Annotated in this window: 14 protein-coding genes; 9 read left to right on the top strand and 5 right to left on the bottom strand. The window is 54.0% G+C overall.

The features are described from left to right. The first annotated feature begins 804 nt into the window (after positions 1–804). A complete protein-coding gene (locus KW568_RS18915) occupies positions 805–1,170 on the top strand; it encodes a histone-like nucleoid-structuring protein, MvaT/MvaU family (protein WP_004574018.1) in 366 nt (121 codons plus the stop codon). 203 nt (positions 1,171–1,373) lie between these two features. Here the strand turns inward: KW568_RS18915 and KW568_RS18910 are convergent, their stop codons facing one another. From KW568_RS18910 to KW568_RS18895, 4 genes are all read right to left on the bottom strand, one after another. Beyond that, the gene (locus KW568_RS18910) at positions 1,374–2,906 is read right to left on the bottom strand and encodes an IS66-like element ISPpu13 family transposase (RefSeq protein WP_029885958.1); all 1,533 of its coding nucleotides are present in this window, start codon (positions 2,904–2,906) and stop codon (positions 1,374–1,376) included. Positions 2,907–2,924: 18 nt separating this feature from the next. Beyond that, complete coding sequence (gene tnpB / locus KW568_RS18905; protein ID WP_010954006.1) at positions 2,925–3,284, bottom strand: IS66 family insertion sequence element accessory protein TnpB; 360 nt, start codon at positions 3,282–3,284, stop codon at positions 2,925–2,927. A gap of 44 nt (positions 3,285–3,328) precedes the next feature. Continuing rightward, positions 3,329–5,089 carry an ATP-dependent endonuclease gene (locus KW568_RS18900; RefSeq protein ID WP_259536587.1) on the bottom strand — a complete coding sequence of 587 codons (1,761 nt, stop codon included), beginning with the start codon at positions 5,087–5,089 and terminating at the stop codon, positions 3,329–3,331. 125 nt (positions 5,090–5,214) lie between these two features. Then, entirely contained in the window at positions 5,215–9,732 is a 4,518-nt protein-coding gene (locus tag KW568_RS18895) for an ATP-binding protein (RefSeq protein ID WP_232107009.1), read from the bottom strand. A 228-nt stretch (positions 9,733–9,960) separates the two neighbouring features. Between KW568_RS18895 and KW568_RS18890 the strand changes: the two genes are divergently transcribed. The 5 genes from KW568_RS18890 to KW568_RS18870 all read left to right on the top strand — a co-directional run bounded on the left by KW568_RS18890 (position 9,961) and on the right by KW568_RS18870 (position 12,818). Next, positions 9,961–10,200: a hypothetical protein gene (locus tag KW568_RS18890; protein ID WP_004577682.1), complete on the top strand. Its 240-nt coding sequence runs from the start codon at positions 9,961–9,963 to the stop codon at positions 10,198–10,200. A 5-nt stretch (positions 10,201–10,205) separates the two neighbouring features. Next, complete coding sequence (locus tag KW568_RS18885) at positions 10,206–10,424, top strand: hypothetical protein (protein ID WP_004577681.1); 219 nt, start codon at positions 10,206–10,208, stop codon at positions 10,422–10,424. Positions 10,425–11,563: 1,139 nt separating this feature from the next. Beyond that, the gene (locus KW568_RS18880) at positions 11,564–11,977 is read left to right on the top strand and encodes a hypothetical protein (protein ID WP_004577680.1); all 414 of its coding nucleotides are present in this window, start codon (positions 11,564–11,566) and stop codon (positions 11,975–11,977) included. Between the two features lie 188 nt (positions 11,978–12,165). Beyond that, positions 12,166–12,384: a hypothetical protein gene (locus KW568_RS18875; RefSeq protein WP_004577679.1), complete on the top strand. Its 219-nt coding sequence runs from the start codon at positions 12,166–12,168 to the stop codon at positions 12,382–12,384. 11 nt (positions 12,385–12,395) lie between these two features. After that, the gene (locus KW568_RS18870; protein ID WP_004577678.1) at positions 12,396–12,818 is read left to right on the top strand and encodes a hypothetical protein; all 423 of its coding nucleotides are present in this window, start codon (positions 12,396–12,398) and stop codon (positions 12,816–12,818) included. Here KW568_RS18870 and KW568_RS18865 read toward each other — a convergent pair. Then, the gene (locus KW568_RS18865) at positions 12,807–12,995 is read right to left on the bottom strand and encodes a hypothetical protein (RefSeq protein WP_033727144.1); all 189 of its coding nucleotides are present in this window, start codon (positions 12,993–12,995) and stop codon (positions 12,807–12,809) included. The genes KW568_RS18870 and KW568_RS18865 overlap by 12 nt on opposite strands. A gap of 311 nt (positions 12,996–13,306) precedes the next feature. On the opposite strand from KW568_RS18865, the gene tnpA reads away from it, so the two are divergent. From tnpA to tnpC, 3 genes are all read left to right on the top strand, one after another. After that, positions 13,307–13,627 carry an IS66-like element accessory protein TnpA gene (tnpA, locus tag KW568_RS18860; protein ID WP_048388114.1) on the top strand — a complete coding sequence of 107 codons (321 nt, stop codon included), beginning with the start codon at positions 13,307–13,309 and terminating at the stop codon, positions 13,625–13,627. Further along, entirely contained in the window at positions 13,624–13,959 is a 336-nt protein-coding gene (gene tnpB / locus KW568_RS18855; protein ID WP_048388116.1) for an IS66 family insertion sequence element accessory protein TnpB, read from the top strand. Before tnpA ends, tnpB (KW568_RS18855) begins: the two co-directional genes overlap by 4 nt. Positions 13,960–14,022: 63 nt before the next feature. Further along, a complete protein-coding gene (tnpC, locus tag KW568_RS18850; protein ID WP_004575763.1) occupies positions 14,023–15,558 on the top strand; it encodes an IS66 family transposase in 1,536 nt (511 codons plus the stop codon). Positions 15,559–15,596: the final 38 nt, after the last annotated feature.

Here is a 15,596-nt window from a genome sequence, read left to right as displayed (position 1 = left end):
AGGCGTATCGTCTACTGAAAGTCATCACAGCAACTCTCAGTAAACCTATCAATAGCGGCACATAAGCAGGAGGTGACGGGTGGATGCAGGGAATGTTTCGGCCATCATTTCAGCAGCAGCTGGAATCACTGGAGTGTTGTTAGGGAACGTTTTCGTTTGGGCCAAGGAGTGGGGGATAACTCGGCGGAAGGATAAGCGAGACATATCGTATGTTGGGATCCTCTTGATATCACATCTCGACCGCTTGGCCACTGAATGCTTGGAGGTCGCTAGGGACAATGGAACGCGGCAAGGGCAGCCTGCAGGGGAGGATGGCGGATGGCAAACGGTAACGACTGTGCCGGTCTTTAACCCACTTGATATCGACATCAACTGGAAATTACTTCCTAAGGATTTGATGTATTCGATAATCCGCATCCCAGATTATCAAGACAAGCTTCACGGTAAGCTTAGCGCCATCCAAGAATACAATTACGATCCTCCCGATCATCCTGAGTTCTTTTGGACACGGCAACGAGGGTACGCGGTTCTAGGCTTAGAGGTGTCCAAGATTATAAGTCGTTTGGCTGAATTTGCCGGCTTGCCCGAAGAGAAGGTGGGCCCAGGGGAGTGGGACAGAGATCAAGATTTGGAGCACAGGGTTCGGGATCTCGATGAACTCGGGCGACGAGCGCGGGGTCTATAAGTTAGGTCGATCTGTATTTCCGACTGAGCATGAAAGCTATCGGGTACGAAGAAAAATAAGCTGAGCCCGAAACTTATCGCTAGAATGCACCTTTCTCTTAGACATCTTAAGGATCTCATATGTCTCGTCTTGCAGAGTTTCGTCAACTGGAGCAGCAGCTCGCCGCCCAGCTCGCAGAGCTCGAAGCCTTGAAGGGCAGCTCCGAACTGCAGAAAGAAATCGAATTTGAGACCAAACTGCGCGACCTGCTCGCCAAGTACGGCTACAGCTTGCGCGACATCATCAACATCCTGGATCCTCAAGCCAACCGTCGTGCCACCGCCCCAGCTGTAGCTGAAAAGGGCCCGCGTCGCGCTCGCCAAGTTAAGCAGTATAAGAACCCGCACAACGGTGAAATCATCGAGACCAAAGGCGGAAACCATAAGCTGCTGAAAGAATGGAAAGCCGAGTACGGCTCCGACGTGGTGGAAGGCTGGCTCGCCTAAAAACATGCTCCACCGGAAGCTTGCTAAAGCCCCCTGATGGGGGCTTTTTCAAAGGTGATGTAGTGAGGCATTTTCCAGGTAAGGACGCTGGGCACCTCGCTTAGATAGCTCGCATCCAATCCAGGGTGCTACGGAAAACTGGATACTCCTGATCAATCGTAAGCGCTCCATAAACCCCACCTAACCAAAGATGGGCAGCGCACCTAGCTGTGTATGTGAGGTGTGCAATTCCATGGCAGTAGCGCTTCGTAGTCTTCGACTGAGCACGCCTGCGGCAGGCGTTCCAGTGCGTGGCGCAGCCACGCATAGGGTTCTTGGCCGTTGGCTTTGGCCGTTTCTACCAAGCTGTAAAGTTGTGCGCTGGCAGTGGCACCTTTGGGCGTGTCACTGAACAACCAGTTCTTTCTCCCGATGACAAACGGGCGGATCGCACGCTCGGCCGCGTTGTTGTCCATCGGCAAGTAGCCGTGCTCGACGTAGCGTTCCAATTTGCTCCAGTTGCTGGCCAAGTAACCGATGGCCTTGCCCAAGGCATTCTGCGTCGTGACCTGAGGTTGCGTTTTCTCTACCCAGTTTTTCAGCTGAGTCAGCAATGGCAGGCTGCGCTCCATGCGGGCAACCTTACGATCTTCGTCGTCACTGTCCTTCAAGTCGCGCTCGACGCCATAGAGCTTATTGATCAGGTTCAATGCGATGTCAGCGCGTCCTGTTTTGCCCTTGGGCTGTACTTTCTGCGCTTCGACGAACTTGCGGCGCGCGTGCGCCCAGCAGCCCAATCGCTCCAGCCCGTCCTGTGCGGCCAGCGCGTTGTAACCGGCGTAGTCGTCGGTCATGACATAGCCGCGATAGCCGTCCAGCAGGCGCACCGGCACCTCCTGCGCTCGGCTGGTGGCGTAGTCGAAAAGGATCACCGGGCGATCAGGTGGGCCGCCGGTTTGCACCCACATCCAGGATTGGCTGCTGGGCTCACGACCAGGCTCTTTCAACACCTGCACACGTGTTTCATCACAGTGGATGATCCGACTGTTCAACAGGCTTTCGCGCATCAGATTCAGCAGCGGCTGAAAGTGCTCGCTGCATTGAATCACCCAGCGTGCCAGGGTCTGGCGCGGGATATCGATACCGTGACGCCCCAGCACTTTTTCGAAGCGGTGAAGCGGCAAGCCGTCTACGTATTTGGTGGTCAGCAGCATGGCCAGCACACTCGGGCTGGCCATGCTTTTCTCGATCATCTGGGCGGGCTTGTCCGCCGTTACGGGCGCTGACTCGCAGTCCCGGCAGCCGTACACCTTGCGAACATGTTTGATGACGCGAATCTGCATCGGGACGATTTCAAGTTGTTCGCTGACTTCTTCACCGATGGCATGTTTACGGCAGCCACAAGCGCAGGTCAGTTCATGCTCGGGCAGTTCGTGGACAACTTCGATACGCGGCAAATCAGCTGGCAGCGGCTTGCGCTTGCCACGGCGTTTGGTTGGCGCAACGACTTCTTCGTCGTCAGCCTCATCCAAGGGCTCGGCCAGGCTTTCCGCTTCGTCGAAGAGTGGCAACTGTGGTGTCGCCGTATCGCCAGTCTGCTCGGTCTTGCGCCCGAACAAGCGCTGGCGCAACAGCGCAACTTCCTCTTCGAGATGAACGATCTTGCCCTTGTCGGACGCGCGCTCGTGGATCATCTGCTCAAGCAGTTGCTTGAGCAGAACAGGATCGTCAGGGAGGTTTTCGGGCATGGAAATCATGCCGCGGATTATACCGAATCAGGCGACGTATCGAGGCGTCAAAACCTGATGCGGACGGTTGCGCCAGAGGTCGAAGCCATCGAGTAGCCAGTTCAGTTCCTGAACGGTCAGGACAATGGCGACGTCAGTCGGATCAGGTGAAGTTTTGAAACGTTCGGACTCCAGGCGTTTGAGCCAGAGGCAGAAGCCGTTGCGTTCCCAATACAGGATCTTCACGCGGTTGCGCGGCTTGTTGAGGAAGACGAAAAGCACTGGGTCGAACACCGCCACTTTGATATCGAGTTCGACCAATGCGGCCAGGCCATCGATGGATTTTCGAAAGTCGACAGGCTTGGGGTAGAGGTACACTTTTTCGACTTTGGCGTCGGGTCGCATCATGGTCGGCGAGCTCCAGAAAGAAATCGGGAGCACAGCATCGAGGATCAGGTAAGCGCTTTGAATGTGGGGTTCATGGAGCGCTTACGATCAATCACCGCAGGCTGCCAATTCCTGATGGTGTCTTCCTGAGCGATTATGGCTGCCTCCCCCTTATCCTCGATGTTTAGGGCATCCTCGATACAGCCCATTGGCCAGACCCAGGTCGTGAATTCTTTCAGCGCCTCATGAGCATCGTTCGCGAGTGCTTGGCCGTCAGGATGTCTTGCAAAGGCAGCCCAGCAGTCCGCAGCTGACTTGTTCCTCGAGTTCTGGGGCATTCCGTTACCACCCAGCTGGAAGCCTTCAGCCTGGCTGATGCCTTGAAGTACGGATTTAACCTTATTCATCTCTTCGCATTCTTTCTGCAGCCAGGGCCCCCTGGCATGAGTGAATGCAAAATCCAAGTCTGCGATCACGCCGCATTTGATGCCCATTGCCGTCAGCACAGAAAAACCCTTAGGGATGGAGGTGCAGCTACCGAGAGCAACAAAGCAGATACGCTCGAGCTCAGGCCGTACACCATAGAGTTTTTCGTAGATGAGTGGCAGAAGCCTCTGATCGGTCTTACCCTCGCAGAGGATTACCTTTTCAGCAAAATAGATCTCAGCAATGTTTCCAAGCTCGAAGAGAGTTCGAGATTGAGCTTGTGCCTCTGCCATGGCTTGCGCAACCGCTGCTCCCATCGGCACGCGAACCTCGGAACCATTCTCCCGTGATCTACGGACGATAACCGTATCTGGGGCGTTATCCCTGCTCACCATCAACGGCGAGTGTGTAGTGAAGACGACCTGGTAACCAGATTTTGAAAGCACATGGAGTGCCTCCCGAAGGCCCCTGACACCTTGTGGGTGGAGGAATATCTCGGGCTCGTCGATCAAAAGAAGACGTCGGGAGAGGTCTTGATCGCGGGTTTTCCGAATGTCGGCCAAGAGGCGAATCAATGCCATTTGTATCGCTCGCTGTGCACCACTGCCCAAGGTGTCGAATCGCCTGGTTTCACCAGAGATTTCATCGGTCACATTCAGGTCGCCGCTCTTAAAAAATTCCTTAACGTCGATTGATGGCACGTCCAGGTTTAACACTAGGCCTGGGAAAAAACTTGAGAGCGCGTTGTTGGCATTGGTGTCAAATTCTGCAAGGAGAGGAGAGCGGTTCTCTCCATCGGCGGCCAGGATGTTTTTGACCGCTGCAAGGGCGTCTTGAACCTCCTGGTGGGCCGTGAGAATGGGAGCCATGATTTCATCCAGCAGCCCACGGATAGTGCTGCCGGCCTTGCCTTTGCCTAAGTCCTCCTGGACGTCGTCCATTGCGCGGATATGCAATGCTTCAGGCAACAATGCCGAAATGGCTTGAGGTAATCCGGTCGGATAGCTGCGCCAGGAAGTAGGGAGGCCCTGCTCATCTACGTCAGCACCTTCCCAGACCTCAGTGGATGGCCTAGTTGTGCCTGACGCCGATATCCTTATCCAAAGGTTACCGTTGACGCAGTAGGGGGTAATCGCGGCCCGATGTCGGGCATCAGGGATTTGAGCTACGAGGTCTTCTGTAATCCCGGCCACGCATGCGCTGATGATGATCGGCTGGCTGGAGTCATTGGCATCTGTCCTTGCAAATGCCTTGGGCGCAAGCACCAACCTGATTGCGTCGAGAATGGTGGATTTTCCAGCATTGTTTTGACCCACCAGTGGGGTGAAATCACCCAAAGGCAAGATCACTTGTTTGCATGAGCGGAAGTTTTGGATGTGAATTTTGCTCAAACAGTGCATGGCGGGAATTCCCTGTCTACGGTAGGCGTGGCCCCTCAGCGTAGTTGGGATGTGGCGATGCGCCACTGTCCGAGCCGGGCGGTTTCTTACGTCGCCCAGTCTCGAATCTTGGGGTAGGTTGCTAGCTATGCTCCGATAGGGAGGTATTTTAACGAATCACCTCGGGCCCAATCATCATCCCAGGAAACCATTTTCATTTTGCCGTCCTCGCGCCAGATAACACCTTCCGAGCGGCGTCTCGAGGCATGGTCATTCTCACCACCAGGCCAGGCGCTACGTTCAGCGACGAAAACCCATATGCATTCGAGCTTTTCCTCCTCCAGAAAGGCTTCTACCAACTGCTTATCCATGTAGGCGTGAGATCCGTCACCTGGGCTTCGACCACTCGCAAAGCGAACCGCGCCGGCTTGATCTACGTACTGATCAGCATTTTCGCGATGGGGCGTTAAACCCAGGCGATGAGCTAGCCAAGGTGCTGGCAGAATTGCTTGGGCTCCCTGCGGGAGTGATGCATCCAGGTGAGACTCCCACTGATAGAAAAATGATGGATATGCAATATCGACCTCTCCTAGGTCATGAAAATACTGAGAACTCCACTGCGCCTGCTCCCAGGTTGAACGCCACGGCGCCTCTCTTAAGAATCCTGCGTCTGTGAGGTCTCGGGTTGTCCATGAGTCCACATTGATGTTTTTCTTATCCAAGGTGTAATCAAGCAGCAGTGCTTTATCTTCAGACCGTACAAAGACCGGTAAAAGGAAGCGCCATTCCTGCTTCCTCAGTCCATGATCTCGGTTCGCTTTGTCAGAGTAACGGTCAGTTGAATTACGGTGTTCATGGAGGACGATCCATTCTGCCCCTGTAGAATCGGTTCGCGTTACTAACCTTGGTATGTTTATGGCTGGGCTATCCTCAAATGGCCACATCCCGAGTTCTTCTTCCTCTGTCTCGCGCAAGGAAATCTCGCATTTGTCGAACTCAACGCCCTGAGAAATTGCTTGAGCTTCATCCTCGATAAGCAGAATAGTGGGATCTATATCCCGGTGAAAGCCAATGTCCAATGGTGTGGCATAAAGCCGTGAGCCGTTGCTGCGTCGCTCTGACATCCATTTATTATCTGCCAAACTACAGAGAAGCTCATCAAGCGCAAGCCACTGGTACTTCTTGCCGATACGCTCAATAAGTGGTCTGCTGCGGCTGTGATCTTCGCCATGGCTACGGTCATCCGGAAATAGCTTATTTGTCCAGCCCAGACCATAAGCTCTTTTTGCAATCCAGCGCTGCGCTGCTTTGATGTCGATATGAGGTAGCCGGTCTGGGCGGTTGTTCGAGGAGTTGAAATATGGCTGGTATTCCTTCCTGTATCGAGCCTTCTCCTCTTTATTTAAGCTTGTCAGGAGTTGTTTCTCGAGGCGTTTGAACTCTTCCGAATGATCAGGGTCTTTAATTTCGTCTTTTTTATTATTGTGCTCTAAGCGTACTAATAAAGTGCGGAATTTGTTATGCGTAATCTTGCGCATGCGCTTGAGGAGCGCGCTCCTTACAGGGCATATCTCGATAACTTCTTCTTTAAAGCGGTCACGTATTTCAGCGTCAGACATCGGCTCGGGATCGGTTAGCGAGACGTTAAGGAATGTGCTAACCCTGGGTTGAATCTCGTAGCTGGCAAAATCACCCATCCAGCCTGTACAAGAGCTGAGTATATTCGAGCCGCCGACGGCCTTGGAGGCCCTCTCCAGCGCTTCTTCTGTGATGGAGAGACGTATCATTTTGGTTCTATAAGGTGGGCTGCATTTCTGAACGTCGACGCTTTGAGATAAGCAGTTCTTGAGGGTTGCCATCTCGATTATGCCCAAAGCTGCATCTCTGAGGAGTATCGAAAGCGGAACAACGTCACTGCCAAAAACTATCCTGTAAGCCGTGTCGGAATAGGACTGCAGGCGCTGTTCATTACCATCAATGCAGCAAGCGCCATACGCGGCTGTGTGAAGTCGTTCTTGGACGTAAAGGTCATCAACGGCTGCAAAGTCATTGCACAATTTATCGTACAAGCCGGGATTTATAATCATAAGGGACGTAAGTGCTTTGCTTGCTCGGTCTCGTATCAATCGGTTCGAGCTTGAAAAAAACCACGTTAGAGTGAGTGCGCAAAGATACTGAACTTCAGGGTCAGTTTGATTATTCTGCTCAAAAGCACTCCATTCGATTAAGCGGTGGATTGTCGACCCTTCCTCCAACGAAAGTCCGTTTACCTGGACAGACCAGAATGCGTCACGTTGTGGCATTTTTCGGGCTTTCAGTCGCTCATGCAGGAATTTAGCGTTCCATGGATGACCTACGCTGGCACTTACCTGGAGAATGATGTCGAAATGCTCATCGGAAGCATTAAGGAACGCATTATAGAGATGAAGCGTCCTGTCGGTAAACGACTCGTTGCTCCGCCACTTGAGGCTCTCAATGAACGCGCCTCCAACCGAGTAGTCGTTCGCCCAATGGTCGGTATCTCCAGGCATCAAATCCAAGAGTTCTTCGTTAAAAAGTTCAGGTATTTGAATCGAAAGGGCCTCGGTTAAGCCTGCCCACTCGCCAAGAATTCTCTCACCATTATGAATAAATTGAAGCGAACCGCTAGCTAATGCCAGAGCGGGATTCTCAACATTATCCAATAGGGCCGAGGCCATCAAGTGATCTTGAAGTCTTTGGAAACTAAATCGAGTTAATTCCTCGGCCATCAAGAAGGGATCAGCCTTTAAGCTATGCGGGTCTGGGTCTAGCCTAAAAAGGCCATTGCGCTGAAGAATTTCAAACCAAGTGGTGGCTGGTGGTGTTGGATAGGCCTGGAACTTTTCAGCTATAAGGGCAATAGCTTGCGAGTGCGGAACATAGTCCCTCCGTTGTCCAGCCATATCTAACGCGATCGCAACAATGGATTGCATGGTAGGAGAAACCAGGTCGTCGCTTCCGTCTCTGCCGGCGCCTAAGTTTCTAGCAATGCTTCGCAGATAGAAGGCGAATACCTGTTTTGTGCCAATGAGGCCTTTGGGGAAAAATTTCTTGTTGTCTCTTTCTAGCGCAACGCACGCACTTCGTAAAAATAAAGGGTTTGTGAACTCTTCGGCGAGCCATGGTGTGTTGGGTTGGGATATTCCTCGTTTTCCGAGATATACCCGAGCCGCACGCTTCTGCTCCTCAGGTGTTCTGAATCCCTGCACCATAAAGGACGGTATTTTGTTGCTCAGTTTTGGCGGGATGATGTAGGAGGTATATTCGTATCTACAGCTGAATACCAGTACCAGGTTTTTATGTTTTTCGATCCTGGCGATAAATTCAGCAAGCTCATTACGCCATAGCGCTAGTCCGCCTCCTTCATTTACGGCGTCGATGAGAATAAGTCCGCGTCTCTTTGTTGCTTCAGCGGCAGCACTTAAGGCTTGAAGGAAAACATCGGGGTTGAGATCTCCAAGTCCGAGTCGCCTGGTGATCTGCCCCCAAACGTTCTCACCGCCAAGGTGTTGTCCTAGGATCAAGACTGCAGTTCTGCCTTCGCAAATCGCCTCTTGTGCCACACTCCCTAGTAGATGAGATTTTCCAGTACCGGCTTTTCCGTTTAGGAGGATGCTGCTCTCATGTTGCTTGCTGATGTAACGGTCTCGTAGTAATGACCTCAATGAGTAGCAGGCGCTGCTAGCTTCCCTAAGTTGGTGTTCTAAATTGCTCAGCTTATAATCGCTAGACTGCTTTGGTTTGTTTTCTGCCTCTTTTAAACTCCATATTAGGTTCTCAAGGGGATGGATGGCATCTGACATATCATCAACGCAATCCAGGCACTCTTGTATGGGCCATTCCAGCCAGGCGTCAGGGCTGTATCGGGAGCTGAGGATTTCCAAGGCTTTAGCTGTGGTTGCAATGATGTCTAAAGCATTCCGCTCGGAGCTGCCCAGTATATTTTCTGGATCATTTATTTTGGCAAGTCTGCAAACTTTAGAAATCCGTTTCTGGATGTCCTCAATGATTGTGTGGTCGCATAGAATAACCTTGAATAATTTTTCGATGCTGACTTCAACATGGTCGTCGGGATGGTATCTTTCGTCCAAGGACTGAATTGCAAAGCCCACGTTGTTGGCAAACCACTGAGGAGAGAATTCGAAGTCTCCGAACCAGTACTTTTTTAGTCCTTCGGCGTTTGGGTTGGACAATCGATCAGTAATGTCGGATGCCGACCATAGAGTGAACTCTACATGTTGACCAGCAGGGACTAACTTTTCCCATTTTTCTTTGTGGGTTTCCCAGTGATCCCATCCTCTCTTCCCACCACCCTTGGGGCCACTTTTGTCCGTTAGGTCGCAAGGGATGGCGACAATATATTTTTTTAAACTTGGATGAGACCGAAGAGCCTTTTCCACCGAGTCGTCGATGTTAGCCCAATTTATATCACTTGACTTCAAATAATATTTGGCTTGATAACCGACTTTTTTGTCGTCGTCGAGCAGCCAGTAAGCCTCAAGTCCACCGTCACCTCCCGCACCTTCAACTCGCCTGAACTCTGCTTTGGCTGCTGGCTTGTCACGGCGACCGAGTTGACAAATGAGTTCTTCGAAAGCGAGGCGTTGTCCTGATTCCATGCCCCTGATGCGTGAGTAATCCATGCGTATTTCCATAGCGAGAACTGGTGGGTGGCACATTGCCTTGAGCTGAGTCTATCCGTTTCAGGAGAAGTGCGCAGTTGTTGAGCAGTGATGGTGGCACGCGTGGTTGGAGAGAATTTACTTATCCCTCGGCTGTGCATTCAGGCTATGCCTTCTCGCTGATGAGATTGCTAAAATCCTGAGACTAGGGCCTAACGTGCCGCGTGATGGGTTATCCGAGGACATGGTATGAATGTTGGCGAATTGATCGAAGAGCTGCGCAAGCATGACCCGAACCTGCCAGTTTTGATTCCGCGATCTGACTGCTCAGCGCTGGAAGACGCTGTTGCGTGTTACCCAGACGTCGTGCGCGAAGGGCGGATCATGGGCTATGAGTCCCTGAGCTGGTTCCACGGGGAGCCAGATGACCCTGGTACCGAAAAGCATCGAGTCATCGTCATTGATACCGATCTGCCTATTCCAACATGAGCGGAATGACCATGAAGCGGAGGGATCTCAGCAAGGTCTTGATGCCGGACGATCCGATGTACACCGAGGCCGTGGACGCCCTGAGACGCTATCACGAAGCTGAAGCAGGTGGGGTCACAGGTGCCGAGCTGGAGCGCTTACGGCTGATTGCCGAGAATCAGTTCCAAGCCGTGACGGACTATCAGCTGGGTGCGCTGGGCGGGGCCACTCCTAGGAGTCATTAGCGGGAGCGGCCATCAGGAGGAGAGCAGCAATTTAGTCTCGGTATGCACGCTAGGTTGGGTCAGCAAAAACAGCTCAACGCTTTTTCTGGCTCGAGCCAAGCTCTCGGAGCTCATTCGCGTGATCATTGGCAATGCGATCAAGCGTCTCCTGCCTTAGGAATGCGGGCCGCTTGCGGTTACATTTATGGTCGTAAGCATCAGGGTACTGTTTATCGTTCCCTTCGCTCGTGTCTGTGGTCATTGGTCGGCCCTTGACTGAACGATTGTTGTGCCGACATTTCCCGGCACCAAGCTGGGTGAGCACAGACCTGAGATTGCGATGAAGTGCAAATGTGCTCGTGTCGTCTAATCATACCTCATGGCTTATCTACCCGACCGAAACTCTCGTCTGCAAGCAGCGCGTCAGCGTCCTGGGAAAACATGGACTGTGCCCATCGCTCTCGTTTGATCGCAGAAACCAGAGCAAAGAAGCAAGGCTCGCAGAGGTGAAGCTCATAGGCCTCGCCTGCATGTTTTGAGCCTGCTCCCCAGGTGGCGCTCAGTAGGCCGTACTCGCCCTCTGGACGACATGCTCGGCCACAGCGTTTGCAGACAATGCTCTCAACCGAATCCGGGCTGATTTGTTCTGTGGGTCTCATAGTGTCCTGGCCTGGCTGTTCCGAGTGCTTACATAAGCGATCACCTGGAGCATGTTGAGGATTCTGGCTGAAGGCAAGCGGAGCGCGCAGACCAGGACGGTCGGAGGCGCGAGGATGGAAGCCCGAAGGGCCGAGCCACGAAGTGGCTTGGTGTACGACAGCCGGCCCCAACGGGGCGCGCCAGAAAGCCTCTAGTCTGGAGAAGACTTATGGTTCCACGCGCAGCTTTCCAGTTAAGCGCGTCGCTAGGCTGAGCTAGCGTACAGCGACTTCCGACCGTCCAGAGTAATCAGATGACCATCGTTCGTGAAGAAGACTGGCTCTAGAGCATTGGAAGGAATGGTGCATGGAGGCGGGTGATCAGCGATCAATAGCAATTAGGCCTGCTTCAGTTGAGTTGGCTCCGCTCACTTTGGCTCATTACAGCGCGTGCACCTTGACTGCGACAGGACTTCGCTAGAGGCTCTGCAATCCTCGGTAAAGATCGGAAAGGATGTGCACATGGCCATGGGAAAGCTGAATTACACGGAAGCCTTCAAGCGATACAGCGCTGTATTAGACAACCCCAACTGGGCTGTATCGGCGATCTCCAGTGATGGTTCTCTGGTCATTAGCTGCTGGGAGCAGTATTTCAAACGACCCCAGCCAGGCGTGCTTCTTTACGATGATTCGTTGTCTCGCTGGAAAGGCCACAACAAGCCAGGATTAAACCTTCTGCGTAAGCATCTTGAGCACACAGCGTCAGAGGATCTGGCGGTCAGGTTGGTAATGGCGAAAACATCTGATCCAGGAGCAGTGGATCGCGGCGGGGATGCCAGCAAGCTGAAAAACACCTTCTCCGTCAGGGAGGATCTCATCGGCAAGCTCACTTCGTTTGATGGCGACAACTATACAATTGAATTCCGTAAAGCCTGAGCAACAGGGAAGGGCATAGAGTAACGCGATCAGCGCGCAAAACCATGCAAGCGGAGCGCGCAGCCAGGATGGCGTAGGCGCGAGGATGGACGCCCGGAGGGCCGAGACGCCGCTGTGGCGAGCGGCTCGGTTCACGACAGCCGGCCCGTAAGGGCGCGTACCACTATGGCATGTTGACAGGAAAACAAATGAGTCGAGACGCGAAGGACACCGTGTACTGCAGCATCCAAATGCCCATGGCCCAAGGCCGAGAGCTCCTGGAACTGATAGCAAAGCTTCGCGCCTCAGGCGCTCATCCATCACTTGAATCGGTCTTCAAAGAGGCCCAGGGCGAGCTGGAGATGTCAATCGAGTTCGTTGAGGGCATGCTCGCCGGCGAGGGCGGGCTCGGTCGCAAGCCACACTAGGAGCTGACGCCATGGCCAGTGACGATTTGCTTCACTCCCGTGAAACTCGCAGGCGGAGAACATTATGGACGCTCGCCTACCTTGCCCCTGGTGATCCAAGAGCACTATGTGTTCTGAGGGTGTTAGATGAGATTGACCTGCAGGAACAAGCTTGGCTTGGGTCAGGTCGGATCGCCACCGTTGACGAGGTCACCAATCAGGTAGCCTCTGAGCCCCACCCAATTGGTACGTCCATCGTAAGGGATGACGCTATTCCGGAGCCGTGGCGTGAGCGCTTCTTGTGTGCAAGTTACGGTTCAACCCGTGTAGATGAGGGCGCCTATCTGCATGACTGGCTGAAGTTTCTTTCAAAGTGGCAACAGGAAATGACCCATCTTGAGCGCCACAGAGCGGCCCGTGATCGAAAGGGCAACCGCTCCAAGTCAGTCCTTTGAGTCTGTTGATGGCAGGGGAGGGTTTGCTGATTTCGCACCTGGCTCAATGAAATCTTGCGCATGGTCATGAGCCACCCGATCCAGCGTGTCCTGGTTCAAAAACTCAGGTCGAACCCGGCCCTGCTTGCGCTCAAATGCCTCTGTAGCTGCATGCTGATCGTCATTGTGGGTCATCATCTAACCTCCTTCCCATCTGGGTGACATGCTTTGCCGCAGCGGTTGCAGGAAACGCTCACAACCGCATCCGGACTCATAGGCTCTCTATGTCTCATAGTTCCCTGGCTACTGCTCCTGCTTATCGGATGGTTTCGGCGCGTCCAGCAATACTAACGGCTTGCCGTTTTTTGTGATGATAAAGACGTGTCCCTTGGCAACTAGCGCTACCAGGGTAAGCGTCCGGCGAACTCACCTTCCGAACTCCAGCTTTAAGGGCGATGGTGTCCGCGTATTTTTAAGCGGACGCGATCACCCTTATCGCCAGGATCTCCATGCGCCAACGAAGCTCTTATCCCAAACCGTTCAAGGCCCAGGTTGTTCAGGAATGCCTGCAACCTGGCGCAACCGTGTCCAGTGTCGCCATCAGCCACGGCATCAACGCCAACGTCATCCGCAAATGGATGCCGCTCTATCGAGACCAACCCGCAGCAACTTCCCTACCGGCCTTTGTGCCGCTGAAGGCCGCACCTAAACGGCCAGCCGAAGCGACAGTGATCATCGAGTTGCCCGTGGCCGGGCAATTGATCACGGTGAAATGGCCAGCCTCGGATCCTGATGGCTGCGCGCAATTTATTCGGGCTGTCGCTCAATGATCCGCATCGATGCGATCTGGTTGGCCACCGAGCCGATGGACATGCGCGCCGGTACCGAAACCGCATTAGCCCGAGTGATCGCGGTGTTCGGTGCGGCGAAGCCGCACTGCGCTTATCTGTTCGCCAATCGCCGGGCTAACCGGATGAAAGTGCTGGTGCACGACGGCGTAGGTATCTGGCTTGCAGCGCGACGACTCAATCAAGGCAAGTTTCACTGGCCCGGCATTCGCCATGGCTGCGAGGTCGAACTCGACAGCGAACAACTCCAGGCTTTGGTGCTGGGCCTGCCGTGGCAGCGCGTCGGCGCAGGCGGTGCGATCAGCATGCTGTAAACGCCGGCCATTTGGCCGGTCTACTTGTCGTCGTTACGTGCCTGCTCTGGCACAATCGGCGGCATGACTTTCTTACCCAACCTCGACCAGATGACCCCGGAACAGCTTCGTGCCTTGGCGGCACAGGCGTTGCGGTTGCAGTCCCAGGTCGAGGCGATGAGCAAGAAGATTCAGAACGATGGAAGCATCATCGTGCAGCTCACTTACGAAATCGCCCTTCTCAAACGCCACAAGTTCGCCAAGCGCAGCGAGCAAATCAGCCCGGCGCAAGGTAGCTTGCTGGATGACCTGCTCGATACTGATCTTGAAGCGATCGAGGCCGAGCTGAAACAGCTTCTCCCTGCTTCGCCGCAGGCCGAAGCCCGGCAAGCCCCGAAACGTGCGCCCTTGCCGCCGCAGTTTCCACGCACCGTGATTCGATACGAACCAGAAAACACTCAGTGTGCCTGTGGCTGCCAACTTCAGCGCATCGGCGAAGACGTTAGCGAGAAGCTGGATTACACGCCTGGCGTGTTTACCGTCGAGCGACATGTGCGGGGCAAATGGGCCTGCCGTCGGTGCGAAACACTGATCCAGGCGCCGGTGCCAGCGCAGGTTATCGACAAAGGTATCCCGACCGCAGGCTTGCTGGCCCACGTGATGGTGGCCAAGTTTGCCGATCACTTGCCGCTGTACCGGCAGGAGAAGATCTTTGGCCGCGCCGGGCTGGCCATTGCTCGCTCGACCTTGGCCCAGTGGGTCGGACAAACCGGTGTGCGACTCCAGCCGCTGGTCGATGTACTGCGTGAAACGGTGCTGAGCCAAGGTGTGGTTCACGCTGATGAAACACCGGTGCAAATGCTTGCGCCAGGTGAGAAGAAAACCCACCGGGCCTACGTCTGGGCCTACAGCACTACGCCGTTTTCGGCGCTCAAAGCGGCGGTGTATGACTTCAGCCCAAGCCGTGCCGGAGAACATGCGCGCAACTTCTTGGGCGACTGGAACGGCAAGTTGGTCTGCGATGATTTCGCTGGCTACAAAGCCGGTTTTGAACAAGGCATCACTGAAATCGGTTGCATGGCCCACGCCCGTCGCAAGTTTTTCGATCTGCACGTGGCGAACAAAAGTCAGTTGGCTGAACAGGCCTTGCACTCGATTGGCTGTTTGTACGAGGTCGAACGCCAAGCGCGGGACGTGAGTGATGAAGATCGTTGGCGAATACGTCAGGAAATGGCGGTACCGATCATCAAAACACTGCATGACTGGATGTTGGCCCAGCGCGATCTGGTGCCCAACGGCTCAGCTACGGCCAAAGCCCTCGATTACAGCTTGAAACGCTGGGTAGCGCTGACGCGCTACTTGGACGATGGGGCTGTGCCCATCGACAACAACCAGGTTGAGAACCAGATACGGCCATGGGCGCTCGGACGTTCGAACTGGTTGTTTGCCGGGTCGCTGCGCAGCGGTAAACGGGCGGCTGCAATCATGAGCTTGATCCAATCGGCGCGCATGAATGGGCATGATCCGTATGCCTATCTCAAGGATGTGCTGACGCGGCTGCCGACACAGCGGGCGAGAGAGATTACGGAGTTACTGCCGAATAAATGGGCGCCCGTTTAACCACGCAAGGTGTGTTCGGCTGAAGCTGACCTATAGTT

This window comes from Pseudomonas sp. HD6515, assembly GCF_024971855.1.
In the GTDB taxonomy this organism is placed as follows: Bacteria; Pseudomonadota; Gammaproteobacteria; order Pseudomonadales; family Pseudomonadaceae; genus Aquipseudomonas; species Aquipseudomonas alloputida.
This window is presented reverse-complemented; position numbering and strand designations above follow the sequence as displayed.